This window comes from Actinoplanes sp. 13 (assembly GCF_056134165.1).
Genome location: NZ_JBVYOQ010000023.1, coordinates 106,262 through 130,926 on the forward strand (window position 1 = coordinate 106,262; position 24,665 = coordinate 130,926).

Here is a 24,665-nt window from a genome sequence, read left to right on the forward strand (position 1 = left end):
GGCCGAACAGGACAGGACAGACACTTGCCACCCATCTTCCTCAAGAGCGCGGCGGCCGCGGCCGTGGCGCTCCTGGCGCTGACCGGCTGCCAATCAGGCAACAGCGACAAGCCTGAGCAGGTCACCTCGCCCGCCCCGGCCCACAACGGCGTCGCAGCGCTCAGCGCGGACGAGATCCTCCAGCGTGCGAAGACCTCACTCACCGCGGCCAGGTCCTACCGGATCAACGGCACCATGATCGACGGCGACCAGACCTCCCAGCTCGACTTCTCGGTCGACGGAGCCGACCTGGCCGGCAAGATGGCCTTCGGAGCGATGGAGGTGGAGTTGCTCGCCGTCGGCAGCGACAAGTTCCTGCGCGGCAACGAGCAGTTCTTCGTCCAAGGCCTCGGCCCCGAACAGGGCGCTGCGGTGGGCGAGGCACTCTCGCGGCGCTGGATCGCCGGCGCCGACAACGACCCGACGTTCTCGTCCCTGTTCACCATCGGCACCGTCGAGGAGATCCTCCGGCCCACCGGCACCCTGTCCAAGGGTGAGGAGAAGGAGATCGGCGGCGTCCCGGCGATCGGCCTCAAGGACTCCGCCGACCCGGACGGGGTCTTCTGGATCGCGACGACCGGCGAGCCGTACCCGTTGCGTCTCACCAACGCCAAGTCGAACGCCGAGCTGGTGATCAGTGGCGTCGGCGAGCCGGCCACCGGCATCACCCGGCCCCCGGCCGACGAGGTCATCGACCTCGACCAGCTGACCAGGAAGTAGAGGCGGTCACCCCGCGACGAGGCGCAGCGGCTCACTGAGCCGGCTCAGGGCCGTGGCCGTCGCCTCGTCGGCCGGCAGGTGCACGATCAGCCGCTGGTCGTCGTCCGCCGACAGTTCCAGAGTCTCGTACGCCAGGCGCAGCGCCCCGGCGTCCGGGTGCACAACACGCAGCACGCCGTTCGCCCGGGGCAGGCCGGGCACGGTCTCGACCCGGTGGGTGAACTCCGTGCCGGCCAGCACAGTCAGGTCGTCGGCGAGCGCCGCGACGTGCGGGTCCGCCCGGAACGGGCCCTGCTTCAGGGCCGCGACCTGCTGGTCGGCGACGTGTGCCCAGTCCGGATAGGCGGTCCGGGCCCGCGGATCGGTGAAGACGAACCGGGCCAGGTTGGGCGGGTCGCCGTCCAGCAGCCCGAGCGGGCCGGCGAACCGGGCGAACCCGGTGGTGTGCGCGAGCACGTCGCTGAGCTGGTTGACCAGCACCGCGGCGGCCGGCTCCAGCTGATCCAGCAGCGCCCGCACGGTGGGACGCACGGTCCGGGCCGGCCCGGCGTCGCCGCGACACGAGAAGCCCGGATCGCCGGACTTGGCCAGCCGGTGCAGGTGGACCCGCTCGGCCGGGCTGAGCCGCAGCACCCCGGCGAGCGCGGCGAGCACCTGCGCCGAAGGATGCCGGTCCCGGCCCTGCTCGAGCCGGATCACGTACTCGATGCTGACACCGGCCAGCATCGCGACCTCGGCACGGCGCAACCCGGGCGTACGCCGCCGGGATCCGGCCGGCAGGCCCGCGTCGGCCGGGGTCACCGCCTCCCGGCGGCTGCGCAGGAACAGGCCGAGCTCGTTGTCGCTCACCCACCGACGGTAACAACGTCGCGGCCCGCCAGGGTGTCCCCGGCGCTACCACCCTGACCACGGCCTCCCCACCGCCCCGCCCGCGGGCCAGGGTCGACCCGACGACATCGACGGCGAGGAAGGCAATGACATGAACGTGGTTGTGGTGGGCGGCGGCTACGGCGGGATCACGGTGGCCGGGGCGCTGGACGACGTCGCGGACGTCACGCTTGTCGAACCCCGGGAGACCTTCGTGCACAACGTCGCCGCGCTGCGGGCGACGGTCGACCCGGCCTGGCAGGAGCAGATCTTCATCGGGTACGACGGACTGCTGTCCCGCGGCCGGGTGGTGCGGGACCGGGCGTACCGGGTCGGAGCCACCGAGGTCGAACTGGCCTCGGGCGCCCGGCTCCCCGCCGACTTCGTGGTGCTGGCCACCGGCTCGACCGCGCCGTTCCCCGCGAAGATCGACACCCTGGACCGGGACGCGGCCGCCGCCCGGCTGTCCGGGGCGCGGGACGCGCTGCTGCGCTCCTCACACGTGCTGCTGCTCGGGGCGGGCGCGATCGGGCTGGAGTTCGCCGGTGAGATCAAGACGACCTGGCCGGAGAAGGCGGTCACCGTGCTCGATCGCGGCACGGACCTGATCGGCGGTCGCTTCCCCGGCGAGTTCCGGACCGGATTGCGGGAACAATTGGCGGCATTGGGCGTACGCCTGCGCCTGGGAACGTCTCTTCGCGCCCTGCCGGCGCCGGAGCCGGGAAGCCCGCGCCCCTTCACCGTGACCACCGACGCGGGTGACGTGCTCGCCGCGGACCTGTGGTTCCCCTGCTTCGGGAGCGAGGTCCGCACCGATTACCTGGACCCCGCGCTCGCCGCAGCCCGGCAGCCGGACGGGCGCCTGACGGTGACACCGCAGCTGCGCCTCGCCGGGCAGGAGACGGTGTTCGCGGTGGGTGACGTCACCGCGGTGCCGGAACTCAAGATGGCGCGGGCCGCGGGACAGCACGCCGAGGTGGTGGCGGCCAACATCCGGTCGATGATCGCCGGCGGCCCGCCGGAAGCGGAGTACCACGCCGCCCCTGATGCGATCGTCCTGCCGCTCGGGCCGGCCGGAGGGGTCAGCTACGACCCGGATATGGGTGTGCTGGGGGCGGAGATGACCGCCCAGTTCAAGAGCACGTTCTTCGTGGAGCACTACCGGGAGCTGCTGGGCGTCCCGGCGTCCGCCTGAGCACCGACCGCCGGGATGCCGCCGGCCCGGTCCCCCGCGGTGACGGCGTCACGGTGGGCGGCCAGCTTCCGCCGGGCCGCGCCGAACAGGGCGAGGCCGGCGAGGACGCCCGGGCCGATGTGCACGGCGAGCACGCCGGCCAAGGCCGGGCCACCCCAGTCGTCACGGTAGGTGGCGGGGTCGGTGACATCGATGACGAACGGCTCGGCGACCGCGCGGGCCACCAGGTACAGCCCGACGAGGATGCCGAGGGCCCGGAGTGCGCCGATGGCGAATCGCTTCATATATCGAACGTAGGAACATCGCAGGCCAGGTGCATCGGGAAGATCCCGGATAGCGACCCAGCAGGGGTAACCAGGCCTTTCCGCCGTCCAGCGCATCGTGCGACGCCACGGCGGCGACGTCGGTGTGGACGCCGACCCGTGCAGCGGGAGGCGCTTCTGGTTCACCCTCCCGGCCGAAGCTGACGCCCGCGCGGCCGGGGCCGGCCTGGAACGGTTGACGTGTCGGCAGGCGGGCCGCCCGCATCGATGATCGTGCGGGCGATCCCACGAAGCGTCGAAGCTCCAGCCGTCAGTCCTTGAGGAGCTGGCGGGCCATCACGATGCGCTGCACCTGGTTCGTACCCTCGTAGATCTGGGTGATCTTCGCGTCGCGCATCATGCGCTCGACCGGGTAGTCGCGGGTGTAGCCGTATCCGCCCAGGATCTGCACCGCGTCGGTGGTGATCTCCATGGCCGCGTCCGAGGCGAAGCACTTGGCGGCCGCCCCGAAGTAGGTGAGGTCGGCGTCGCCGCGCTCGCTCTTGCCGGCCGCCGTGTAGGTCAGCTGGCGGGCCGCCTCCAGCTTCATGCCCATGTCGGCGAGCATGAACTGCAGGCCCTGGAAGTCGGCGATCGGCTTGCCGAACTGCTTGCGCTCCTTGGCGTACGCCAGCGCGAAGTCCAGCGCGCCCTGGGCGATGCCGATGGCCTGGGCGGCGATGGTGACCCGGGTGTGGTCGAGGGTCTGCATCGCGGTGCCGAAGCCGGTGCCCTCCGCGCCGATGATGCGGTCGGCGGGGATGCGCACGTTGTCGAAGTAGACCTCGCGGGTGGGTGAGCCCTTGATGCCGAGCTTCTTCTCCGGGGCGCCGAAGCTGACGCCTTCGTCGGACTTCTCCACCACGAAGGCGGAGATGCCGCGGGACCGGGCGGCCGGGTCGGTGACCGCGAAGACGGTGTAGTACTCCGACACGCCGGCGTTGGTGATCCACCGCTTAACGCCGTTGAGCACCCAGTGGTCGCCGTCGCGGACGGCGCGGGTGGTCATCGACGCGGCGTCGGAGCCGGCCTCCGGTTCGGAGAGGCAGTAGGAGAACATCGCCTCGCCGGACGCGACCTTGCTCAGGTAGCGACGTTTGAGGTCCTCGGATCCGGCGATGAGCAGCGGCATGGTGCCGAGCTTGTTCACCGCGGGGATCAGTGAGGAGGAGGCGCAGGCCCGGGCGACCTCTTCGATCACGATCGCGGTGGCCAGGGCGTCGGCGCCGGCTCCGCCGTACTCGGCCGGGATGTGCGGGGCGTGGAAGTCGGACGAGCGGAGTGCGTCGTACGACGCCTTGGGGAAGTCGCCGGTCTCGTCGGCCTCGGCGGCGTGCGGGGCGACCCGCGCGTCGCAGACCTCGCGCACCGCGGCGCGGATCGTCTCGTGGTCCTCCGGAAGCCGGTACACGTCGAAATCAGCCATGCTCCTTAACCTTCCCTCAGGCGGTCCCGCCGCAATGTTACCGGCGCGTAGCGTGCTCCTGGCAACAGGCGGCCGGTGTGCCGAATATCCCCGCCCCCGTCGGGTCATGCTGGAAAAGTGCCGGGTTCGGGGTCGTTTCCACAGATCTCCACCCGCTTGAGACTGTTCTAATGAGGTGTCGTACCGGCATGCTTCAAATACCAAGCGCCGCCGGCTGGTCAAGGAGGTCTTGTGGCGAAGGCTGACGAGCCCGACTACGCCGACGAACTGGCTCGGATAGATGCCTCCATCGCGGATCTGAAGATACGTGACATGCAGGCCGCCAAGGAGCGGACGCAGATCGCGGCCAAGATCCAGGCTGCGCAGTTCCAGCGGGACATCCTGGCGCACGCCACCAAGTCCAAGGGCGTGAAGAGCCGCCGGGTGCGCCGGCAGCGGACCGACGAGTTCCCGCCGCCGCCCCCGCCCGGCGCCGCGCGTGCGGAGACGGCCGGTGCCCAGCGTGCGGAGAGCGGTGGTGACGCGCCGCCCCGGGGCGGGCCGGCCCGGCGGCGCCCAGACCCACCGCCACCGGACTGGGCCGAGCCGGGTGGTGCGTACACCGGTGCTCCCGGTGTGGCCTCCGACGGCGCCACCATGCTGGTCGACGACCCGCCGCCGACCGAGCGGGTCGTCGCGCCCGGGCCGCGGCGCCCGCCGCTGGCCACGATGGAGCATCCGCCCGAGGCCTCCACCCAGTCGGTGCAGAACATCCTGCTGGTGCTCGGCGCGCTGCTGCTCGGAGTGGCGGCCGTGGTCTTCGCCGGTGTCGCGGTGGAGAACCCGTTCGCCCGCACGCTGATCCTGGCGCTGGCCACCGGGATCGCGCTGTCGGTCGCCCCGGGGGTGGCCCGGCGCGGCCTGACCTCGACCGGTGAGGCGATCGCCGCGATCGGCCTGATCCTGCTGCCGATGACGCTGTACGCGTTGCACGGCAGCGACCTGACCGGCGGCTCGGACGTGCCGGTCCCGCTCTACCTGGGCATCACGTTCGCGCTGACCGCGGTGGCCGGCTTCATCTATGCCGGCGTCACGCGCCTCGCCGCGCCGCGGTACGCGACTGTCATCGCCACCCAGCCGGTCGCGCCACTGCTGGCGTACCAGTTCATCGAGAGCCCGGCCGGCTGGGGCCTGGCCCTGACCACCGTGGCCCTGCTGGACCTGCTCCTGCTCACCACCGTGATCCGCACCGGCCGGCTGGTCCCCCGGTGGCCGGTGGGCCGGCCGGTGGCCGCCGACCGGGAGTCGCTCGCCGAGGCGGACGCCGACGGCGAGCGGTTCGCGCGCCGCGAGGGCGCGCCCGACCCGGCCGACCCGGCGGCGTACGCGCCGGACGCCCCGCCCCGCCCGGAGTCCCGCCCGGAGGAGCCGGATCTGATCATCCCGGGGCTGACCCGGCCGCGGCGGCGCTGGCTGCCCACCCGGATCTTCCCCGGTCCCCGGCCGGAGGGCGCACCGCCCGCCGGTTCGATGCCGCTCGCCCCGCCCGCCAGCCCGCCGTCCGCCGGCTGGCTGCGCGAGCTGACGTTCTTCCTGCTCTGCGTGGCCTGCGCGGGCGCGCTGATCTACTCGTCGGTGGCGCTCCTGCAGGCCCGGGTGGCCGGCGACGCGGTGCGCTCCGGCCTCATCCTGATCGCTGCCGCGGCGACCGCGACGGCCGCCGCCCGGCTGCTCAAGCACCCGCGGGCGATGAACGTCGCGGGCGCGATCCTCACTCTCGCGGTGATCGGCGCGATCGCCCGGATCGCGCACGTGATCGACCCGCGCTGGACCCTGGTCGCGGCCGCTGCGACGGTCGCCGTCACCGGCGCCGTCGTCAGCCTGCTGGCCGAGCCGATCCGCCGCGGCCCGCAGTACGCGTCGGCCGGGGCTCTCTCCCTGATCGGCCTGATCGTGGCCGTGGACGCGCTGCGCGCGGCGATCGCGCCGGTCGCCGCGGCCCGGCCGGTCTGGGACGCGGACACCGCCGCCTATGCGCAGCAGCTGGCCGAGGCGGTCGCCCCGGCCGGCTGGCTGCTCGCGTTCAGCGCCCTGCTGCTGACCATCGCCGCCGCCCTGGCCCTGCCGGTCGGTATCCGGCACGAGGGCGCGGTCGCCGGCATCGCCCTGACCGCGCTGTCGGTGCCCGCCTCGCTCGGCCTGCCCTGGTCCGAGGCCCCATGGCCGCTCGTCCTGGCCTCCATCGGCCTGGGGGTGGCCGGTTTGTGGTCGGGCACCCACCGGATCGCCATCACCCATGTCGTCGCCGCCGGGGTGGTCGGGCTGTTCGGGGCCGGCGCCGCGCTGAGCGCCTCCTGGCTGACCGCGGCGGTGCTCACCGCGATCGCCGGGGCCGGCGTGATGGTGGCGATCGCGGCCCGGCAGATCCCGGTCCGGATCTTCGCCTGGTTCGTCGGTGACTGGGCCTCCGGCGCCGCCGCGCTCGCGCTGCCGGGCGCCGCGGTGACCGCCGCGCTGGCGATGTCGGATCCCGGTGGCGGTCCGCCGCCGACCGAGTCCGCGACCGTGCCCGCGCTCGCCGCCGGTTTCCTCGCGGTCGCCGGCACGCTGAGCTATGCGGCCGTCTTCCAGGTGGCCCGGCGCGAGATCAGCCTGCCGCTGACGCTCGGCACCGGCCTGGGCGCGGTCGCGATGGCCGTCGCCGCCCTCTTCGCCCGCGGCGCCACCCCTCCCGACCTCTGGGTCGGCGCGCTGCTGCTGGGCGCCGCCGGGCTGCTCTTCTCGGCCAAGTCGATCGACGCGCGCGGGCGCAACGACCGGATGCTGGACGGAACCGACGTCGCCGCCGCGGCCGCCACCGTGGCGATCTGCGGCGCCCTGGCCCGGGTCGCCGCGCTGGCCTTCCCGAACGCGCCGCTCGCCGTCGCCGGTGTGGTGGTGCTGCTGGTCGGCATGGGCCTCACCCTGCTCCGGGAGGATCTGCGGCGCGGTCCCGCCGCCGGCCTGGGCATCGCTGCCCTGGTGGTCGGCGCGATCGCCGGCTGGCAGGCGCTGACCGGCGGGCTGCGGATCCTCTCCGTGCCCGGCCCGCTCTGGGGCGCCGACCTCAGCCAATATTCGGCCGATCCGCCGGCGGGTGCCTGGCAGGCCCCGTTCGCTCTGGTGTGCGTCGCGATCACGGCCGGGATCGCGATGCCGAAACCGCGTTCGCACTACGCCTCGGGGCTGGCCGCCGCGCTCGCCACGATCGGCGCGCCGTGGGCGTTCGGCCTGCCCTGGTGGTCGCCGCTGCTGATCGGCGGCGCTGTCGCGATCGCGTACGCGCTGGCCGCCGTCGCCGCTGTCCACCCGTCCGCGGCGCGGGCCCGGGCCGCGGTCGCCGGCGTCGTGCTGCTGCACGCCACCGCGACCGGTCTGGCGCTGCCCTGGTCGACCGCGCTCGCCCTGTTGCTGGTGGTGATGCTCGGCGTCCTGGTTGCCGTGGCGGCCCGGATCCCACCCCGGCCGGCCATCGGCACCGAACAGGAGCCGATCCCGGCCGTCGAGTTCGTGCAGGTCGAGCCCGGCCAACCGGCGGTCCTCGTGCTCCCGCCGCACCGCGCGCAGATCGGTGGGGCGGCCACCGGCGCCGCCCTGCTCGCCCTGCCGGGGGTCTTCGCCGCGCTCGCCGCCGACCAGGGGCACGACATCAAGGTGGTGCTGACCGCCGCGCTGGCCGGCTCCAGCCTCGGTCTGGCACTGCTCGCCCTGTTCGGCCGTCACCAGGCGCAATACCTGCCGTGGGCGACGATCGGCCTGGTCCTGGGCGCCACCGTCACCGCTGTCACCTCGCTGCCCACCGATCACCCCACGGCGTTGTACGCGGCGGCCGCCGCCCTGCTCGGCGTGCTGGCCGAGATGCTGCGCGGCGCGGTGCCGGCCCCGGTGCAGCGGGTCGCCCCGCTGGACTACCGCCCGTTGACGCGATATTCGAGGGTGGGCCGCGGCGCGTTCCGGTCCAGCGGGATGGGCGGCGGCTGGCTGGAGCGCTGGCTGGCCGACCCGGCCACCGGCGCGGTGGCGCTCGCGCTGATCCCGACCGTGCTGGCGCTGTTCTCACTGGCGCCGGCCCTGCGCGCCGCCCTCTTCGACCCGCTGCAGCAGGTGCAGGCGATCTGGGAGGGCCCGGTTCCCGCGCTGGTCAGCCCGGACGCGGGCGCCATCGACGCGACCGGTGCGCTGGCCGCGCTGCTGCTCACCGGCGCGGCGGCGCTGGCCGCGATCGGTTTCGGTGGCCGGGCCTCCGAATCGGTGCCGGTCATCCTGCCGGGGATCGCGCTGACCCTGCTGATCACGCCGATCGCGCTGCACGCGTCGTTCCCGGCGGCGACCGGCGCCGCGCTCGTCGTCTTCACGATCTCGATGCTCGGCCTGGCGCTCACCCCGCCGCCGGCCGCGAACCGGGCGCCGCTGCTGCGCTCGACCCGCAGCGTGGTCTTCGTGATCGGTCTGCTGGCCGGCGGGGCCGGGCTGGCGGGCAGCCTCGCCGATCAGACGCTCACGCTGTTCACGCTGGGCAGCGCGGTCGGCGTCGGCCTGGTCGCGGCGATCGGCGGGCGCGCCCGGTTCGCCCGCATCCTGGGCTGGCTGTTCGCCGCCTTCATGGGCCAGATGTTCGTGATGACCTGCGCCATCGCGGCCGGCCTCGAACAGCACTGGGCGGCGTTCGGCGTGCTGGCGGTCGGCGCCGCGCTGCTCTCGCTGGAGGCGGCGATGCCCCGCATCGGCCTCCCGCAGTACAGGTCCGAGGCACGAACCGTTGAGTACTGCGGTTATGCGTCCGCGGCCATCGCCGGTGTGCTGGCGTTCCCGTCGCTGCCGCACGTGGCGGCGCTGTCGGCCGCCTTCGGCGCGGTGCTCGGCCTGACCGCGTCCCGCCCGGACCGCACTCCCGAGCAGCGGCGGACGCTGTTCTGGACGGCGGTCGGCTTCGAGATCGCCGGCTGGTGGCTGTTCATCGCGCTGGCCGAGGTGGGGCTGCCGGAGGCGTACACGCTGCCGTTCGCGGCGCTCGCCCTCGCGGTCGGCGTGGTGGAGGCACACCACCGGCCCGATCTGAGCAGCTGGGCGGCGTACGGGCCGGCGCTGCTGGCCGCATTCGTGCCGACCGGCGGCATCGTGCTGGCCGGCAACGGCGGCGACGTGCGCGTGGTGCTGCTGCTGATCGGCGGCATGATCACGCTGATCATCGGATCGCGGACGCGTCAGCAGGCGCCGGTGGTGGTCGGCACGCTGGCGATCGTCATCGCCGCGTTCCGCTTCGCCTTCACGCTCGGCGGCCCGTGGCTGGTGCTGGTGCCGATCGGCGGGATCCTGCTCTTCCTCGGCGCCACGAGCGAGAGCCGCCGCCGGGCTCAGGAGCTGCGCAACGTGGTCTCCCAGATGCGGTAGAGAACCGATTCGCGCCGCGGTGCGTCCTTACCTGACGTGGAGACGAGTAGGGACGACGCCGCGGCGCTCCGCCGGATAGCGGCCGGCGACCGGGCCGCGTTCCACGCCTTCTACGGCGCGCACGCGCCGTGGCTGGCGGTGCGCCTGCGCCGCCGCTGCCCCGACCCCGAGCTCGCCGCCGAGTTGCTCCAGGAGACGTTCCTGGCGGTGTGGCGGGCCGCGGCCGGATATTCGGGTTCCGGTGAGGTGGCCGGCTGGCTCTGGTCGATCGCGCTCAGCCGCCTGCTCGACGCCCGCCGCCGCGCCGCGGTCCGGCCGCGGACCGTCGAGGAGACCGGCGAGCACGTGCACGGCCGGCACCCTTCCGCCGAGGACGAGGCGCTCACCCGGGTCTGGGACACCGCTGTGGTCGAGGCTCTGCGTGGGCTCTCCCCCGAGCTGCGCGCCGTGCTCCAGGCGACGGTGCTCGACGGGTTGAGCGTCCGGGAGACCGCCCTGCTGCTCGGGGTGCCCGAGGGAACGGTCAAGACCCGGGCCATGCGGGCCCGCCGCCTGCTCCGAGAGGCTCTGTCATGAGATTTCACGCCACCGACGCCGAGTTGCGGGCGTGGGCGGAGAACACCCTGGACGACACGGCGGTGTGGTCGGTGGAGGCACACCTCGAGGGGTGCGCGGACTGCCGGTCCCGGGTGGACGTGCCGTTGCCGGCACCCCCGGTGGATCTGCCCCCGCAGGGCCGGGTCCGCCGGGCCACCCCGGCCCGCCGGATCGGGCTCCTGATCGGGTCCGGCCCGGAGGCGCGGCTCGCCTGGTTCGCGGCGCTGGCGGTGACCGTGCTGATCACCACGCTGGTGGCGGCCATGCCGGACGGCACCGTGCCGCACTGGCTGCTGCTGATGATCGCCCCGACGTTGCCGGTCCTGGGCACCGCCGCCTCCTACGGTCCTCGCACCGATCCGCTGGACGAGCTGATCGGATCGACCGCCTACAGCGGCCTGCGGATCATCCTGTGGCGCACCCTGTCGGTGCTCGCCGTCTCACTGCCGGTGGCCGCCGGCGCCGGTCTCGCCTCCGGCCTGGGCAATCCGGCTGTCTGGCTGCTGCCGTCCTGCGCCCTGACCGCGTTGACCCTGGCCCTGGCCTCGGTGACCGGCCCGGCAGTCGCGGCGGCGGCGGTCGGCGCCGGCTGGTTCGTGCTGATCGGCGGCGCCCTGTGGAGCCCGCAGCGCGGCGCGGAGCTGGTCACCGCGCAGGCCGGCCCGGTCTGGCTCACGCTGACGGTTGCCGCCGCGCTGGTTCTCACGCATCACCACACCCGACGGGAGGCGCGCCGGTGACGGTCGCGATCGAGGAACTGACGGTCCGGTACGGCAGCCGGGTTGTCCTGGACGGCCTGGACCTGGCTCTGGACACCGGCGTGCACGGCCTGCTCGGCCCGAACGGCGCCGGCAAGACCACGCTGATGCGGGTGCTGGCCACGGTCGCCCGGCCGGACGGCGGGGACGTCCGCCTGCTGGGCAGCGTGATCACCGACCGCAAGGCGCTGCGTGCGGTGCGCCGGCAGCTGGGTTACCTGCCGCAGTCCTTCGGCTTCTACCCACGGTTCACCGCCCGCGAGTTCGTGGAGTACTTCGCCTGGCTCAAGGAGATGCCGGCGCAGCGGATCCCGACCGCGGTGGACCGGGCGCTGGAACGCGTCGGCCTGCTGGACCGCGCCGACGACCGGATGAAGGCGCTCTCCGGCGGCATGCAGCGCCGGGTCGGCATCGCGCAGGCGATCGTCAACGACCCGCGCCTGCTGCTGCTCGACGAGCCGACCGCGGGCCTCGACCCGGAGCAGCGGGTGGAGTTCCGGGCGCTGATGCGTGAGGTCGGCGTGGACGCGTGCGTGCTGGTCAGCACCCATCTGGTGGAGGACGTCGCGATGGCGTGCGAGCGGGTCAGCCTGGTCGACGGGGGCAGGCTGGTCTTCACCGGCACACCGGAGCAGCTGGCCGCGGCCGGCGGCGACGGCGACTCCGGCGACTCGGCCATCGAGCGTGGGTACACGGCGGCGCTGAAGGCGGCCCGCTGATGATCAGAATCGACCTGCGGGCCGCCCTCCTCGCCGGCGGCGCGATGACCTGGATGCTCGCGGTGCACCCGGGCGACTGGGTGGCCAAGTGGGGCGGGCTCTCGGCGTACCTCCGGGTGTCGCTGTTGATCCTGTGCCCGGTCTTCGTCGCCGCCGGCGCCTGGCAGGCCGGCCGGGACCGCCGCGCGCAGCTCGAGGAACTGCTCGCCTCGACCTCGCGGCCGCCCTGGCAGCCGCTGCTGCGGGCCTCGGCCGAGGTCACCCTGGGCGGCCTCGCCGGCCTGGTGCCGCCGCTGGCGGTCGCCGGCATGCTGATCGGAACGCGCAGCACCTATGCCGGTACGGGCTGGTGGTGGACCCTCCTGGTCGGACTGGTCGCGCTGGTCACCGCCGCGGCGCTGGGCGTTCTCATCGGACGCTTGACCCCGATGCGGGTGATCGCCCCGATCGCCGGCCTGGTGGTCTATCTCGGACTCGCCGTGCCGATCTACCTGTACGAGACGCCGTGGACCAGGCTCTCCCCGGTGATCGGCTACGCCGAACCGGCGGACGTCTGGCCGCTCGGTTTCCACGCCTGGCAGGCCGGCTGGCTGATCGCGCTGGCCGCAGTGTTGTTCCTGCTGGCCGCTCGGCAGTGGCGGGCGGCAGTCGTGCCGGCCCTGGTCGCGGCGGCCCTGCTGACGGTGCCCGCCCGGGCCGACGCGGACTTCGGCGAACCGGCCACCGATCCGCGCGCCACCGCGTTGGTGTGCAGCGGCCGGGTCTGCCTGACCAGGGTCAACGCGTTCCTGCTCGAGGATGTGGCAGCCGTCCTCGAGCCCGGGCTGGCCCGGCTCGCCCAGCTTCCCGGCGCGCCCACCCGGGCCGTCGACGAGCTCGCCCGCGAGCGCGGCGACGACCGCACCGACGTCGTCTGGGTCGCCGTCGGCCAGCAGGCGAAGGTGACCGACGGGGTGGCGCGGAAGGACTGGCTGTTGTCCGTGCTCGGCGACCCCTTCGCCGACCACGGCTGCCCGCCGGACGACAGCTCCTACGAGGTGCTCAGCGCGGCAACCCTGTGGGTGCAGGGCTCACCCCCGCCCGAGGTGGCCGCGCTCGACGAGGCCGCGCAGCGGGAATGGGCCGGCGCGGTGCTGACGGCGGTGCGCGCGTGCGACCGGGCCGAGCTGAGCCGGTTGGCGCGATGACCCGCCTGCACCTGCGCGCCCGCGGCATCCCGGTGTTCCTCGCCGGCCTGCTGGTGACCGCCGCGCTCGCCGCGGTCACCGCGGACTGGCTCGCCTCCCGGGCCTACTTCGACGGCCCCGGCGCCCGGGTCCCGGTCGTGGCGCTGGCCCCGCTCCTGGCGGCGCTGCTGCTCGGTCCCACGCTGGGCGGCGCCGACGAGACCCTGGAGCGCAGCCTGCCGACACCCTGGCGACTGATCCGGTTCGGGCATCTGGCCGCCGCGATTCTCGCCACCGCACTCGCGCTGACCGCGGCCGGGCTGCCCGATCCGGCGATCTACGGCGTGCACGCGCTGGCCCGCAACACGATCGGCTGCGTCGGTCTGGTGGCCGGCGCGGCGGCCCTGCTCGGCGCCCGGCTGGCCTGGGTTCCGGTCTTCGGGTACGTCTGTGGGGTCTATGCCGCGGCGCCCGCCCGGGACGGCGGCGCCGAGGAGCTCTGGGCCTGGCCGGTGCAGCCGTCCGCGGCGGACGCCTCGTGGTGGGCGGCGCTGATCGTCTTCGCCGTCGGCGCCGCCGCCTACACCCGGTACGGAGCCAAGCCTTAGGTGTTCTGTCCGGAGAGGTCAGGAACGCGGCTGGCGGGTGGTCCGCCGATGGCGGTGTGGTGGCGGTGGTGACGGTAGGTGTGTAAGAACGAGGGCAGGGCTTTGCGTCTGGCGTTTTCGCTGGTGTAGGGCTTGGCGTAGGCCCATTCCTCTGCGGCGTAGGTGCAGGACCTTGCGTTCGAGGGGGCGGGGTGTGCGGTTTGGGCTGTGGCGCGGGCGGCTGGACCGGTCGTGCATGCCCGCGGGGCCTTCGGCGCGGTAGCGGTCGGCCCAGCGTTTCGCGGTGGTCGGGCTGACCTGGAACCGATCCGCGGCCCGGCGCAGCGGCCACCGGTCATCCGCGCTGTTACCAACGTCCGTGGACAGAACACCTAGCCCAGCAGCCTGGTGCGCAGCGCCGCGTCCTTCTCGGCGACCAGCTTCTCCAAGCCGGCCTGGAACTCCGCCATCCGGCGCCGCAGCTCCGGGTCCGCAGCGCCGAGGATCCGCACCGCCAGCAGCCCCGCGTTGCGCGCCCCGCCGATCGACACCGTCGCCACCGGCACCCCGGCCGGCATCTGCACGATCGACAGCAGCGAGTCCATGCCGTCCAGGTGCTTCAGCGGCACCGGCACCCCGATCACCGGCAGCGGCGTCAGCGCCGCCACCATGCCCGGCAGATGCGCCGCCCCGCCCGCCCCGGCGATGATCGTCTTGATCCCCCGGTCAGCGGCCGACTCCGCGTAGTCGACCATCTTGCGCACGGTCCGGTGCGCGGAGACCACCCCGACCTCGAACGGCACCTCGAACTCGGCGAGCGCCACCGCGGCGGCCTCCATGGTGGGCCAGTCCGAGTCGCTGCCCATGATGATGCCGACGACGGGTGCCATCTATTCGCCTTCCTGAAGCCACTTCGCGGCGCGGGCCGCCCGGGCCCGGACCGAAGCCAGATCATCGCCGAGCACGGTCACGTGGCCGATCTTGCGACCGGGCCGGGCCTGCTTGCCGTAGAGGTGGACCCGGGCGTCCGGCACCGCCGCGAACAGGTGGTGCAGCCGCTCGTCGAGGGAGATCCCGCCCGGCTCGCCGCCCAGCACGTTCGCCATCACCACGACCGGCGCGGTCAGGGCGGTCGAGCCCATCGGATAGTCCAGCACAGCCCGCAGGTGCTGCTCGAACTGCGAGGTCCGCGCGCCCTCGATGGTCCAGTGCCCGGAGTTGTGCGGGCGCATGGCCAGCTCGTTCACCACGATGCCGGCGTCGGTGTCGAACAGCTCCACGGCGAGCAGGCCGACCACGCCCAGCTCGGTGGCCAGGTCGATGGCGAGCTGCTGCGCCTCCAGCGCGCGCTCCTCGTCGAGGTCCTGCGCCGGCGCGATCACCTCGACGCAGATGCCGTCCCGCTGGACGGTCTCCACCACCGGATAGGCCGCCACCTGCCCGAACGGCGACCGTGCCACCAGGGCGGCCAGCTCGCGGCGCAGCGGGACCTTCTCCTCGACGATCAGCGGGATGCCGGTCGACACGAGATCCTCGGCGGCCTCCCGGGAACCGACCATCCAGACGCCGCGTCCGTCGTACCCCCCGCGGGTCGCCTTGGCCACCACCGGCCAGGACCCGTCCGCGAAGGCCTCGATCTCCTCGGCCGTGCTGACCCGCTGCCAGCGCGGCACCGGCGCGCCCAGCTCCGCCAGACGCTCCCGCATCATGCCCTTGTCCTGGGCGAACACCAGCGCGGCGGAGCCCGGGAAGATTTTCACACCCTCGGCTTCGAGCGCCTGGATGTGCTCGGTGGGCACATGCTCGTGGTCGAACGTGACGGCGTCGCAGCCCTTGGCGAACTCACGCAGCGCAGCGAGATCGGTGTGCGTGCCGATCGGCACATCGGCCGCGACCAGCGCGGCACTGTCATCCGGCTTCTCACTGAGCACACGCAGTGACTGGCCGAGGGAAATGGCGGCCTGGTGGGTCATCCGGGCCAGCTGCCCGCCCCCCACCATGCCGACTACAGGCAAACCGGTCCGGGTATCCATCGCCTGGCAAGCCTAGCGATGCGCCGGCTCACCCCAAAAATCAACCCCGTTTTCGGGTACGCGCAAAGCCGTCCCCAACCGCAACCAGGCCGTCCCCGCCCTGCGGACGCTACCGCACTCCCCCACGGCTCCCACCCCTTCACGCGGCCCCCCGAGCATGGTGACGCTCACTGCGCACAGTCTTGCGTGGTGATTTCGGGTGCGCTGCGCACCCCAACTCCCCACACAGCGCCGTCACCCGCCTGGCGTGGTGATCTGCGGTGCGCTGCGCACCTCAGGTCAGCTGCGGGCGAGCAGCGGCGCGACGACGTCCGCACGGTTCGTCCACACCCCGCCGGCCCACCCCTCAGGAATCTCGGCCAGGTGCTCGGCGGTGTCGAAGCCCGCCGACCAGTCCCCCTCGCTCCGGACCAGCACCACCCGCGTGTCCACCGACCGCATCCGCTCGACGAACAGGTTCGGCCAGCCCCACAGCCACCGCCCGTACGAAGCCGGCAACGGCAGCTCGAGACGCCGGCACGAATCCGGCACGTGTCCGGTCCAGCCCACTCCCGCATAGGCCGCCAGGCAGTCCTTGGCCAGCCCCCGCGACACCACCCGCATGTCCGGGAAGCGCTCCCGCACCGCCGTCACCGCGGCGTCCCCGCCCGAGATCGTCGTCCGCTCCCGCGTCTCCGGCGTGACCGTGGCCAGGAAGTCGGCCACCGCCTCACCCTCCGCCGGTTGGTCGCGTTTGAGATCCAGTTTCAGCTCCCGGCCCTCGAACGCCGCGAAGACCTCGGGCACCGTCGGCAGCAGCCCGACCCCCTTGCCACGGAACGGGAACGTCGCACCGCCGTCCGCGGTATATCCGTGACCCAGGTCGAGCCGCCGCAGCTCGGCCAGCGTGTGCTCCGCCAGGCCGCCGCGCCCGTCGGTCCGGCATTCGAGCGTCGGATCGTGAAATACGGCCAGCTGCCGGTCCTTGGTCAGCTGCACGTCGAACTCTGCCGTCGTGGCGCCGGCCTCGAACGCGGCCTTGATCGACGGCAGCGTGTTCTCCAGGTACGGCGTGCCGGGCTGATGGATGCGCTGCGCCGTGCAGGTGTCACCGGTGACACCTGCCAGGTCGAAGGTCTGCGCGATGCCCCGGTGGGCGAGCAGGTAAGGCTGCCCGAGCTCCGCACCGGCCAGGGTCGAGCTGTTGCGCACCCACAGGCCCGCCGCCAGCAGTGCCAGGACGGACAGCGAGACGACGAGCTTCTTCCGGCGCATCAGCGCAGTCTGGCACCGTCCGTCAAGAAACCGGGCGGGACAGCCGAAGCCGGGCGATCAGGTCCTCCTCGGTCGTGACCGGGCGCTCGCAGACGAAGCCGCGGCACACGTACGCCGTCGACCCACCGCCGGTCAGCGGCCGGTCCGCCAGCAGCGGCACGCCGTCCCGATCCGGCTCACCGGCCACGATCACGGTCCCGCCCGGCGCGAGCCGGAACGCGGCTTCCACCAGCGGATCCCCGGCCGGCTGCGCGGTCGCCACCGCGATCTCGAACGGCCCGGTCAGCGCCGCTTCCGCGACCGTCGCGGAGTATCCCGCGAACCGCGGGTGCCCGCCGATCAGCGGTCCCAGCGTGGCCAGCGCCGCATCCGCCGCCTCACGGTAGTCCGTCGCCCCGGTCAGCGCCGCGTAGGAGACCAGCGCCGCGCAGATCGCCGACGCGCCGGACGGAGTCGCGTTGTCTGTCGGGTCGGCCGGTCGCGTCAGCAGCTTCTCCGCGTCGTCGGCCGTGTCGTAGAAGCCGCCCGCACCGGCACCGAAGTGCGCCAGCGCGACGTCCAGCAGCTCCTTGGCACGTGACAGCCACACCGGTTCGGCAGTCACCTGGTGCACGGCGAGGAACGCCTCGGCCACGCACCCGTAGTCCTCCAGCACTCCCACCGGCTCGCCGGCCACCCCGTCCCGCGACACCCGCCGCAACCGGCCGCCGACGACGTGCCGGTCCGCCAGCACCCCGGCCAGCGTCATCGCCGCGTCCCGGGAGGAGACCGACCCGGTGAGCACGCCGTGCTCGGCGAGCGCGGTGACAGCCAGGCCGTTCCACGACGCCACCACCTTGTCGTCGCGCGCGGGCTGCGGCCGGGCGGCCCGCGCCGCGAGCAGGCGCGAACGGACGTCCCGCCAGCGTTCCACCAGCGCCGGGTCGGCAGCGTCGATGTCCCGGGCCAGCACCAGCACGCTCTTGCCGTCCTCGAACGTGCCGCCGGGCGTCACCTGGAACAGGTCGGCGGCCCACGCCCCGTCCTCGGCGCCCAGCACCTCGGCGAGTTCGGCGGGCGTCCACGCGTACGTCAGCCCCTCGACGCCGTCGGTGTCCGCGTCCAGCGCGGACGCCAGCCCACCCTGCGGGGTGCCGAGGTCGCGCAGCAGGAACTCGGCCGTCTCGTCGGCGATCCGGCGGGCCAGGGCGTCCCCGGTGACCCGCCACAGCTGGGTGTACGCCCGCAGCAGCAGCGCGTTGTCGTAGAGCATCTTCTCGAAGTGCGGCACCGTCCACGCGGTGTCCACCGAGTACCGCGCGAAGCCGCCGGCCAACTGGTCGTAGAGGCCGCCCCGGGCCATCTGCTCGCACGTGTGCCGGACCATCTCCAGGGCCGCCTCGGATCCGGTCCGCTCGTGGTGACGCAGCAGGAACAACAGGTCCATGTGAGGGGGAAACTTGGGGGCGTCACCGAATCCCCCGTACCTCTCGTCATGGTCCTGGGAAAGGCCTTCGGCCGCGGCTGCGAGCAGTTCCGCGGAGATCGGCGCCGTCGGCCCACCGACCAGCTGGGCGCCGGCGACGGCCTGGACCACCGCCGCGCCCTGTTTGAGCACCCCGTCGCGCTGGTCGCGCCAGGCCGTGGTGACCGAGTCGAGCAGCTTGGCGAACTGCGCCCGCGGGAAGTAGGTGCCGCAGAAGAACGGGTCACCGTCCGGCGTGGCGAAGACCGTCATCGGCCAGCCGCCCTGCCCGGTCATCGCCTGGGTGGCGGTCATGTAGACGGCGTCGACGTCCGGCCGTTCCTCCCGGTCCACCTTGATCGCCACGAAACCGTCGTTGAGGAGTTTCGCGATCCCGTCGTCCTCGAAGGACTCGTGGGCCATCACGTGACACCAGTGGCAGGCCGCATAACCGACCGAGATCAGCACCGGCACGTCCCGCCGCTTCGCCTCGGCGAACGCCTCGGGCGACCACTCCCACCAGTCGACCGGGTTGTCCCGGTGCTGCTGGAGGTAGGGCGAGGTGGCTTCGGCGAGACGGTTGGCCATGGTCCCAGCCTCTCACGCGGGCAGCGACACGGCCGCTCGCCGCCGGTGGCCACGCCGGTACGGCCCGTGCGGGCCGCCCGGTATGGAACGTCAGGAGGCGCCGTCCGCCCGCAGCTGGGTGACGTTGCTCGGCGCCGCGGCCGCCAGCTGCGTCAACGCCTGCACGATCTTGTCGGCGGGCATCGGCTTGCAGAAGTGGTAACCCTGCGCGATGGGGCAGCCGAGGGCGATCAGGGCGGCCCGCTGCTCGGTCGTCTCGATGCCTTCGGCGACCACCCGGACACCCAGGCGGGCGCCGAGCTCGACGGCGCCGCGCACGACCGCCCCGGCCGCCGCCGAATCGATCATCTCGTCCACGAACGACCGGTCGATCTTGATCTCGTCGACCGGCATCCGGGTGACCGAGGAGAGCGACGAGAACCCGGTGCCGAAGTCGTCGAGCGAGACCTGCACGCCGGAGGAGCGCAGCCGGGCCAGCACCTCGTCGACGATGTCCTGCTCGCTCACCGCCACCGACTCGGTGATCTCCAGAACCAGCCGGGAGGCGGGCGTGCGGTGCCGCCGCAGCGCCTCGGTCACCTGGGCCGGGAATGTCGGGTCGGTGAGACTGCGCGCGGACACGTTCACCGACACCGGCACGTCGATGCCGTGCGCGTTCCAGTCGGCCGCGCTGGCCAGGGCCAGGTCGAGCACCCGCCGGGTGAACGGGATGAGCAGTTCGCTGCGCTCCACCGCGGGCAGGAAGTCGGCCGGCGAGAGCTGGCCGCGGCGCGGGTGCCGCCACCGGACCAGCGCCTCCACCCCGGTCGGTGCGGCAGTCACCAGGTCCACGGCCGGCTGCAGGTGCAGCACGATCTGGTCGTCGGCGGCGAACGCGTCCTGCAGCTCGGCCAGCAGCGCCAGGTGGTCGGTGCTGCTGGCGTCCTGGCTGCTGTCGTACGTCCCGACGGTCACACCCAGGTCCTTGGCCCGGCCGACCGCCAGCGACGCCCGGCGCAGCAGCTCGCCGACCTCGACCTGGCCGGCCCCGCCCACCGCGACACCGACAGTCACCTCGACGGCGAGGCGGACCCCGGCCACCTCCATCGGCAGCCGCAGCTGTTCCACCAGTTCCCGTGCCCGTCGCAGGCTGGCCGGCAGCGGGCTGGGCTCGCCGTGCGGCCACGCGGAGTCGGGCAGCGCCGTGATCGCGGGCGCCACCAACGCGAACTCGTCGTCCCCGGTCCGCGCGAGCAGCTCACCCGGCCGGGCCAGCTCGGTGAGCCGCCGGCCGACCAGGCGCAGCACCTCGTCGCCGCCCCGGTTCCCGAGCGTCGCGTTCACCTCCCGGAACCGCACCAGGTCCAGCAGCATCACAGCCACGTGCCGGCCGCGGTCGAGCGTCTGCAGCAGTGGGTCGGCGACCAGCGGCAGCGCGGTCCGGTTCAGCAGTCCGGTCAGCGGGTCGTGCACCCGGTCGTGGGCGGCCCGCTGATCGAGCTCGACGATGCGCTGGTGCGCCACCACGTCGTGCAGGGCGCCGGCCAGCGCCTCGCCGTACGCCGTGATGGCCGCCTGGTCCTGCGGCACCGGCAGGGCCGGCTCGCCGAGCCAGACGGTCAGCTCACCGACCGGCCGGCCGGCCACCGTCATGCTCCGGGTGATCGCCGCGCCCGTCCGGCTGCCGATCGTGTCGTCGTCGCCGGGACCGTCCTGCGAGTACCGCCGGTGCCCGGAGTCGGTGCGCACCTCCAGCTCGGCACGCCGGGCGCCGAAGACCTCCAGGGCGCCGCGCAACCCGGCCCGGGCCACCTCCGCCTCGCTGGTGCCGGGCAGCCGCGCGGTGGCGACGGCGAACGCCTCCCACATCCGGCGTTCCTCGGCGGCGCGCAGATGGAACCGGTAGGTCCGGTGCAGCAGCCACAGCGCCGGGCCGAAGGCCAGCAGCCACAGCGGCTCCCGGACCAGGGCGAAGACCGCGCAGAGCCCGACCAGCACGTTGCCGACCGACATCGGCAGCTTGGCGTGCAGCACGCGGGTGGCGATGTGCCCCGGCGCGGCGTCCCGGTGCAGCACGAGCGTGAGCACCACCAGGCCGAAGGTGATCAGCAGATAGGTCACGGCGCCGGCGACCAGGGCCAGCGGCAGCCGGGCGCTCTGCACCGGCGCGTCCCCGGCGAGCAGCGAGGTGACCAGCGCGGCGCCGGCCACGCCGACGGTCATCGAGGCGACCAGGTGCACGACCTCGGCCACGTTGCGCAACCCGGTGAGCCAGGCGAGCAGCAGCCAGGCCAGGCCGGTGCCGGTCAGGGTCGCGGCGGGCAGCCAGCCGGCCGGGGCGACGACGAAGCCGACCACGACGGCGGCCTCCGCCCAGCTCACCGAGACCGCGTCCGGCCCGAGACGGAACCGGAGGCCGGCAAGCTGCGCGATGGCGGCCAGGATCGCGGCGATGCAGACACCGTCGAACACCGACAGCGGGCGGTCGGCCGGGCGGACCGCCGGCTGCAGCGCGCCGATGACGACGGCGGCGAGCGCGGCCAGCACCACGACGGTGGTCAGGATCCGGACCGGCCGGGGCGTGGCGACACGCTGTGCAGGCGTCACGACGACGCCCACAGGCAGTGCACAGGAAGATGCACGTGCAGATGCTTCACGGAGACTCGGCGCCGGAGTATGTGCATGTCGGCGCCCCCTTCCGCGCAGGGTCCCGGGGCCGTGCGGCCCCCGGGCGGAAGGCTAAATCAATCCCGATGAACGCAACAGGGCTTGACGGACCCCACACGGGGATGCTCGGCGCTCCGGGGTCGTAAACACCCGAGCCGGGACAGCGCTGCGATCGGTCAGTCGCGCGCCGCGGCGCCACCGTCAGTGGCGCCGCGATCACTGTCCTTGACGGGCTCGACCTCGGCGTCCTCGACGGCTGCGGCCTGCGGCGATCGATCCGCTTCGACGCCCTCCGCCGCCGGCGGCGTGGACGGATCCCCATCGGCGTCGATGCGAGCGATCTCCGCCACACGACCCCGATCCGTGGCCGCCGGGAAACTGTCGGGAAGCCGACGAATTCTCTTGTTCATGTTGCGGATCAGCAACACGGTCGCTATGCACATGAGGACGATGAGGAACAGCCCCATCGGGCCGGCCAGGCCGCCCGATCGGGTGTCACCGAAGTTGTTGACCGCGAAGACGTCCATCACGCCCCCAGCGTAACGCTCAGTGCGCTTCAACCTTCTCCCGGATGCCCGCGAACAGGTCGGACTCCGGCACCGGGCTGTCGACCAGCGACCGGGCCAGCTCGAAGTCCTCCGTCGGCCACACCTTCTGCTGAAGCTCGAGCGGGATGTGGAACCAGAAACCGTCCGGGTCCACCTGGGTCGCGTGCGCCCGCAGCGCGTCGTCACGGATCTCGAAGTAGTCCCCGCACTCGACCCGCGTGGTGATCTTGTCACCCCGGTCCTGCCGCTCCGACCACTTCTCCAGCCACTCCGCGTACGGCGACTCGAGCCCCGCGGCCAGCATCCCCTCGTGCAGCGCCAGCATGCGCGCCCGGGTCCAGCCGGAGTTGTAGTAGAGCTTCAGCGGCTGCCACGGCTCGCCCAACTCGGGGTAACGCTCCGGGTCGCCGGCCGCCTCGAACGCCACCACCGACACCTTGTGACACATGATGTGGTCGGGGTGCGGGTATCCCCCGTTCTCGTCATAGGTGGTCATGACGTGCGGCCGGAACTCGCGGATCAGCTTGATCAGCGGTTTCGCCGCCTCCTCGGGGTCCTGCATGCCGAAGCAGCCCTCCGGCAGCGGCGGCAACGGGTCACCCTCGGGCAGGCCGGAGTCGACGAAGCCGAGCCACGCCTGGTCGACGCCGAGGATCTCGCGGGCCTTCGCCATCTCGGCGCGCCGGATGTTGGTGATGTCGGCGAGCACCTCGGGCCGGTCCATCTTGGGGTTGAGGACACTGCCCCGCTCCCCGCCGGTGCAGGTGGCGACCAGCACCTGCACGCCCTCAGCGACATACTTCGCCATGGTGGCGGCGCCCTTGCTGGACTCGTCGTCGGGGTGTGCGTGCACGGTCATCAGACGTAACTGCTCAGCCACGGTTATTCCCTCTCGGCCTGGCCTGCCGTCAGCGGTCCAGGATCGGCTGCGAAGATGGACTCTGCCATTCTGGCCGATCCCACCGACAACAAACGCATGAGAGGTCGCAAGGTGAGCGAGACGCACGCCACAGCGCCGGTCTTCCCGCCGGGCCGGTACGGTCGCCGGCGCGAGGGTCGCGGGCGCCGCTGGCCGCTGATCCTCGCCGCCCTGATCGCCGGCGTGACCACCGTGGGCCTGGCGCTGGCCTTCTACGACAAGTTCGGGCAGACCAACTACACCGCGGACATCATCGGCTGGGACGAGCCGACCGACACCGAGCTGGTGATCCAGTTCCGGGTGCGCGTCCCCGAGGGCGGCACCGCGTCCTGCATGCTGCGGGCCCGCGACTACGACGGTTTCGAGGTCGGCCGGCGCGCGGTGCTGATCCCGGCGCCGGCGGGTGGCGGCGCCGTCGAGGTGAGCGAGCCGGTCACCACCAAGTCCCGGGCCTCGGTCGGCGACGTGATGGGATGCCGCGCCGCCGGCTGACCCGCACCGGGCCGAGCTGCCCGCGGTCCCGGCGCCATCGATCAACATGGCGCTTTTGCTACCGCTGGTAAGCTTGGTGATTCGCTGCGTTGAGCATGCCCTTTCCCGGCGCATGTCCCGACACCGCCCCAGATTCAGCAAACCCCAGATCCAGGAAACCCAGATCCAGCAACCCCCGATCTGGCCAAACTGCCCAGTTCCAGCAAGGAGATCGACCGTGTCCAGTTCCGAGGCGCCGAAGACCTGGCTCTCCCAGGACGCTTACGACCGGCTACAGGCCGAGCTCGACGAGATGATCGCGAACCGGCCGGCGATAGCGGCAGAGATCAACGCCCGGCGCGAAGAGGGTGACCTTCGCGAGAACGGCGGCTACCACGCCGCCCGCGAGGAGCAGAGCCGGCAGGAAGGCCGGATCCTGTATTTGAAGGAGTTCCTGCGCAACTCCGAGGTCGGCGAGGTCAAGGCGGCGGACTCAGTGGCCCCCGGCTCGGTGGTGACCATCTACTTCGACGACGACCAGGCCGACACGGAGACCTTCCTCCTCGGCTCCCGGGAGATCTCGTCCACCACCGACCTCCGCGTCTACAGCCCGGAGTCCGCGCTCGGCAAGGCGATCCTCGGCGCCCGGCCCGGCCAGACCGTGACCTACACGGCCCCCAGCGGCGCCGACATCAAGGTCACCGTGGTGAAGTTCGGCCCCTTCGAGGGCTGATCACCCAAACCTCGGTGGAGAGCTCGCGGCATCGCCGCGGGCTCTTTCTCTTTCCTGTGTACGCGCAAAGCACTCCCGTCCCCCAAAGCCAAGCGTGTGAAGTTCGGGTGCGTATGAGGGCTCAACTTCACACACTCCCGCCGCCAACCGCCCACGTGTGAAGTTCCGGTGCGTATGAGGGCTCAACTTCACACACTCCCGCCGCCAACCGCCCACGTGTGAAGTTCCGGTGCGTATGAGGGCT

Annotated in this window: 20 protein-coding genes and 1 pseudogene; 10 read left to right on the forward strand and 11 right to left on the reverse strand. The window is 72.9% G+C overall.

Going from position 1 to position 24,665, the window contains the following annotated elements; all coding sequences use genetic code 11:
• The first annotated feature begins 24 nt into the window (after positions 1–24).
• Positions 25–759, forward strand: a complete 735-nt coding sequence (locus AC0NH5_RS32830; protein WP_474410814.1) for a hypothetical protein — start codon at positions 25–27, stop codon at positions 757–759.
• 6 nt (positions 760–765) lie between these two features.
• Here the strand turns inward: AC0NH5_RS32830 and AC0NH5_RS32835 are convergent, their stop codons facing one another.
• Entirely contained in the window at positions 766–1,608 is an 843-nt protein-coding gene (locus AC0NH5_RS32835) for a helix-turn-helix domain-containing protein (protein WP_474410815.1), read from the reverse strand.
• A 130-nt stretch (positions 1,609–1,738) separates the two neighbouring features.
• Here AC0NH5_RS32835 and AC0NH5_RS32840 point away from each other — a divergent pair, with 130 nt between their 5' ends.
• The gene (locus AC0NH5_RS32840) at positions 1,739–2,821 is read left to right on the forward strand and encodes an FAD-dependent oxidoreductase (RefSeq protein WP_474410816.1); all 1,083 of its coding nucleotides are present in this window, start codon (positions 1,739–1,741) and stop codon (positions 2,819–2,821) included.
• On the opposite strand, the gene AC0NH5_RS32845 is transcribed toward AC0NH5_RS32840, so the two are convergent.
• Together AC0NH5_RS32845 and AC0NH5_RS32850 are read right to left on the reverse strand one after the other, a co-directional pair.
• The gene (locus tag AC0NH5_RS32845; protein WP_474410817.1) at positions 2,785–3,105 is read right to left on the reverse strand and encodes a hypothetical protein; all 321 of its coding nucleotides are present in this window, start codon (positions 3,103–3,105) and stop codon (positions 2,785–2,787) included. The genes AC0NH5_RS32840 and AC0NH5_RS32845 overlap by 37 nt on opposite strands.
• Positions 3,106–3,394: 289 nt before the next feature.
• Positions 3,395–4,549, reverse strand: coding sequence for an acyl-CoA dehydrogenase family protein (locus AC0NH5_RS32850; RefSeq protein WP_474410818.1), 1,155 nt, complete (start codon positions 4,547–4,549; stop codon positions 3,395–3,397).
• Between the two features lie 231 nt (positions 4,550–4,780).
• On the opposite strand from AC0NH5_RS32850, the gene AC0NH5_RS32855 reads away from it, so the two are divergent.
• Genes AC0NH5_RS32855 through AC0NH5_RS32880 form a run of 6 tightly spaced genes read left to right on the forward strand, consistent with a single transcriptional unit; the run spans position 4,781 to position 13,806 of the window.
• Entirely contained in the window at positions 4,781–9,958 is a 5,178-nt protein-coding gene (locus AC0NH5_RS32855; RefSeq protein WP_474410819.1) for an SCO7613 C-terminal domain-containing membrane protein, read from the forward strand.
• Positions 9,959–9,994: 36 nt separating this feature from the next.
• Positions 9,995–10,534: an RNA polymerase sigma factor gene (locus AC0NH5_RS32860; RefSeq protein WP_474410820.1), complete on the forward strand. Its 540-nt coding sequence runs from the start codon at positions 9,995–9,997 to the stop codon at positions 10,532–10,534.
• Positions 10,531–11,295: a zf-HC2 domain-containing protein gene (locus tag AC0NH5_RS32865; RefSeq protein ID WP_474410821.1), complete on the forward strand. Its 765-nt coding sequence runs from the start codon at positions 10,531–10,533 to the stop codon at positions 11,293–11,295. The genes AC0NH5_RS32860 and AC0NH5_RS32865 overlap by 4 nt, the downstream gene beginning before the upstream one ends.
• Positions 11,292–12,032, forward strand: coding sequence for an ABC transporter ATP-binding protein (locus tag AC0NH5_RS32870; protein ID WP_474410822.1), 741 nt, complete (start codon positions 11,292–11,294; stop codon positions 12,030–12,032). The genes AC0NH5_RS32865 and AC0NH5_RS32870 overlap by 4 nt, the downstream gene beginning before the upstream one ends.
• Positions 12,032–13,219, forward strand: a complete 1,188-nt coding sequence (locus tag AC0NH5_RS32875) for an ABC transporter permease (protein ID WP_474410823.1) — start codon at positions 12,032–12,034, stop codon at positions 13,217–13,219. The genes AC0NH5_RS32870 and AC0NH5_RS32875 overlap by 1 nt, the downstream gene beginning before the upstream one ends.
• Complete coding sequence (locus AC0NH5_RS32880; RefSeq protein WP_474410824.1) at positions 13,216–13,806, forward strand: hypothetical protein; 591 nt, start codon at positions 13,216–13,218, stop codon at positions 13,804–13,806. The genes AC0NH5_RS32875 and AC0NH5_RS32880 overlap by 4 nt, the downstream gene beginning before the upstream one ends.
• A gap of 156 nt (positions 13,807–13,962) precedes the next feature.
• Here the strand turns inward: AC0NH5_RS32880 and AC0NH5_RS32885 are convergent.
• The 8 genes and pseudogenes from AC0NH5_RS32885 to mca all read right to left on the reverse strand — a co-directional run.
• Positions 13,963–14,145 (reverse strand): annotated as a pseudogene (locus tag AC0NH5_RS32885) (helix-turn-helix domain-containing protein); the annotation flags it as partial.
• 32 nt (positions 14,146–14,177) lie between these two features.
• On the reverse strand, positions 14,178–14,675 hold the full coding sequence (gene purE, locus AC0NH5_RS32890) for a 5-(carboxyamino)imidazole ribonucleotide mutase (protein ID WP_474410825.1): 498 nt from the start codon (positions 14,673–14,675) through the stop codon (positions 14,178–14,180).
• Positions 14,676–15,818, reverse strand: a complete 1,143-nt coding sequence (locus AC0NH5_RS32895) for a 5-(carboxyamino)imidazole ribonucleotide synthase (RefSeq protein ID WP_474410826.1) — start codon at positions 15,816–15,818, stop codon at positions 14,676–14,678.
• Positions 15,819–16,097: 279 nt separating this feature from the next.
• Positions 16,098–17,072 carry a glycerophosphodiester phosphodiesterase family protein gene (locus tag AC0NH5_RS32900; RefSeq protein ID WP_474410827.1) on the reverse strand — a complete coding sequence of 325 codons (975 nt, stop codon included), beginning with the start codon at positions 17,070–17,072 and terminating at the stop codon, positions 16,098–16,100.
• A 22-nt stretch (positions 17,073–17,094) separates the two neighbouring features.
• A complete protein-coding gene (locus tag AC0NH5_RS32905) occupies positions 17,095–19,104 on the reverse strand; it encodes a thioredoxin domain-containing protein (protein ID WP_474410828.1) in 2,010 nt (669 codons plus the stop codon).
• Positions 19,105–19,194: 90 nt separating this feature from the next.
• Entirely contained in the window at positions 19,195–21,690 is a 2,496-nt protein-coding gene (locus AC0NH5_RS32910; protein ID WP_474410829.1) for a putative bifunctional diguanylate cyclase/phosphodiesterase, read from the reverse strand.
• A gap of 236 nt (positions 21,691–21,926) precedes the next feature.
• Positions 21,927–22,277: a hypothetical protein gene (locus tag AC0NH5_RS32915; RefSeq protein ID WP_474410830.1), complete on the reverse strand. Its 351-nt coding sequence runs from the start codon at positions 22,275–22,277 to the stop codon at positions 21,927–21,929.
• A gap of 19 nt (positions 22,278–22,296) precedes the next feature.
• Complete coding sequence (mca, locus tag AC0NH5_RS32920) at positions 22,297–23,178, reverse strand: mycothiol conjugate amidase Mca (protein WP_474410831.1); 882 nt, start codon at positions 23,176–23,178, stop codon at positions 22,297–22,299.
• 54 nt (positions 23,179–23,232) lie between these two features.
• On the opposite strand from mca, the gene AC0NH5_RS32925 reads away from it, so the two are divergent.
• Both AC0NH5_RS32925 and greA read left to right on the forward strand, forming a co-directional pair.
• Positions 23,233–23,709, forward strand: a complete 477-nt coding sequence (locus tag AC0NH5_RS32925) for a DUF4307 domain-containing protein (protein WP_474410833.1) — start codon at positions 23,233–23,235, stop codon at positions 23,707–23,709.
• Between the two features lie 217 nt (positions 23,710–23,926).
• Positions 23,927–24,421 (forward strand): transcription elongation factor GreA, encoded by a 495-nt coding sequence (greA, locus tag AC0NH5_RS32930; RefSeq protein ID WP_474410835.1) that lies wholly within the window; start codon positions 23,927–23,929, stop codon positions 24,419–24,421.
• The last annotated feature ends 244 nt before the right edge of the window (positions 24,422–24,665 follow it).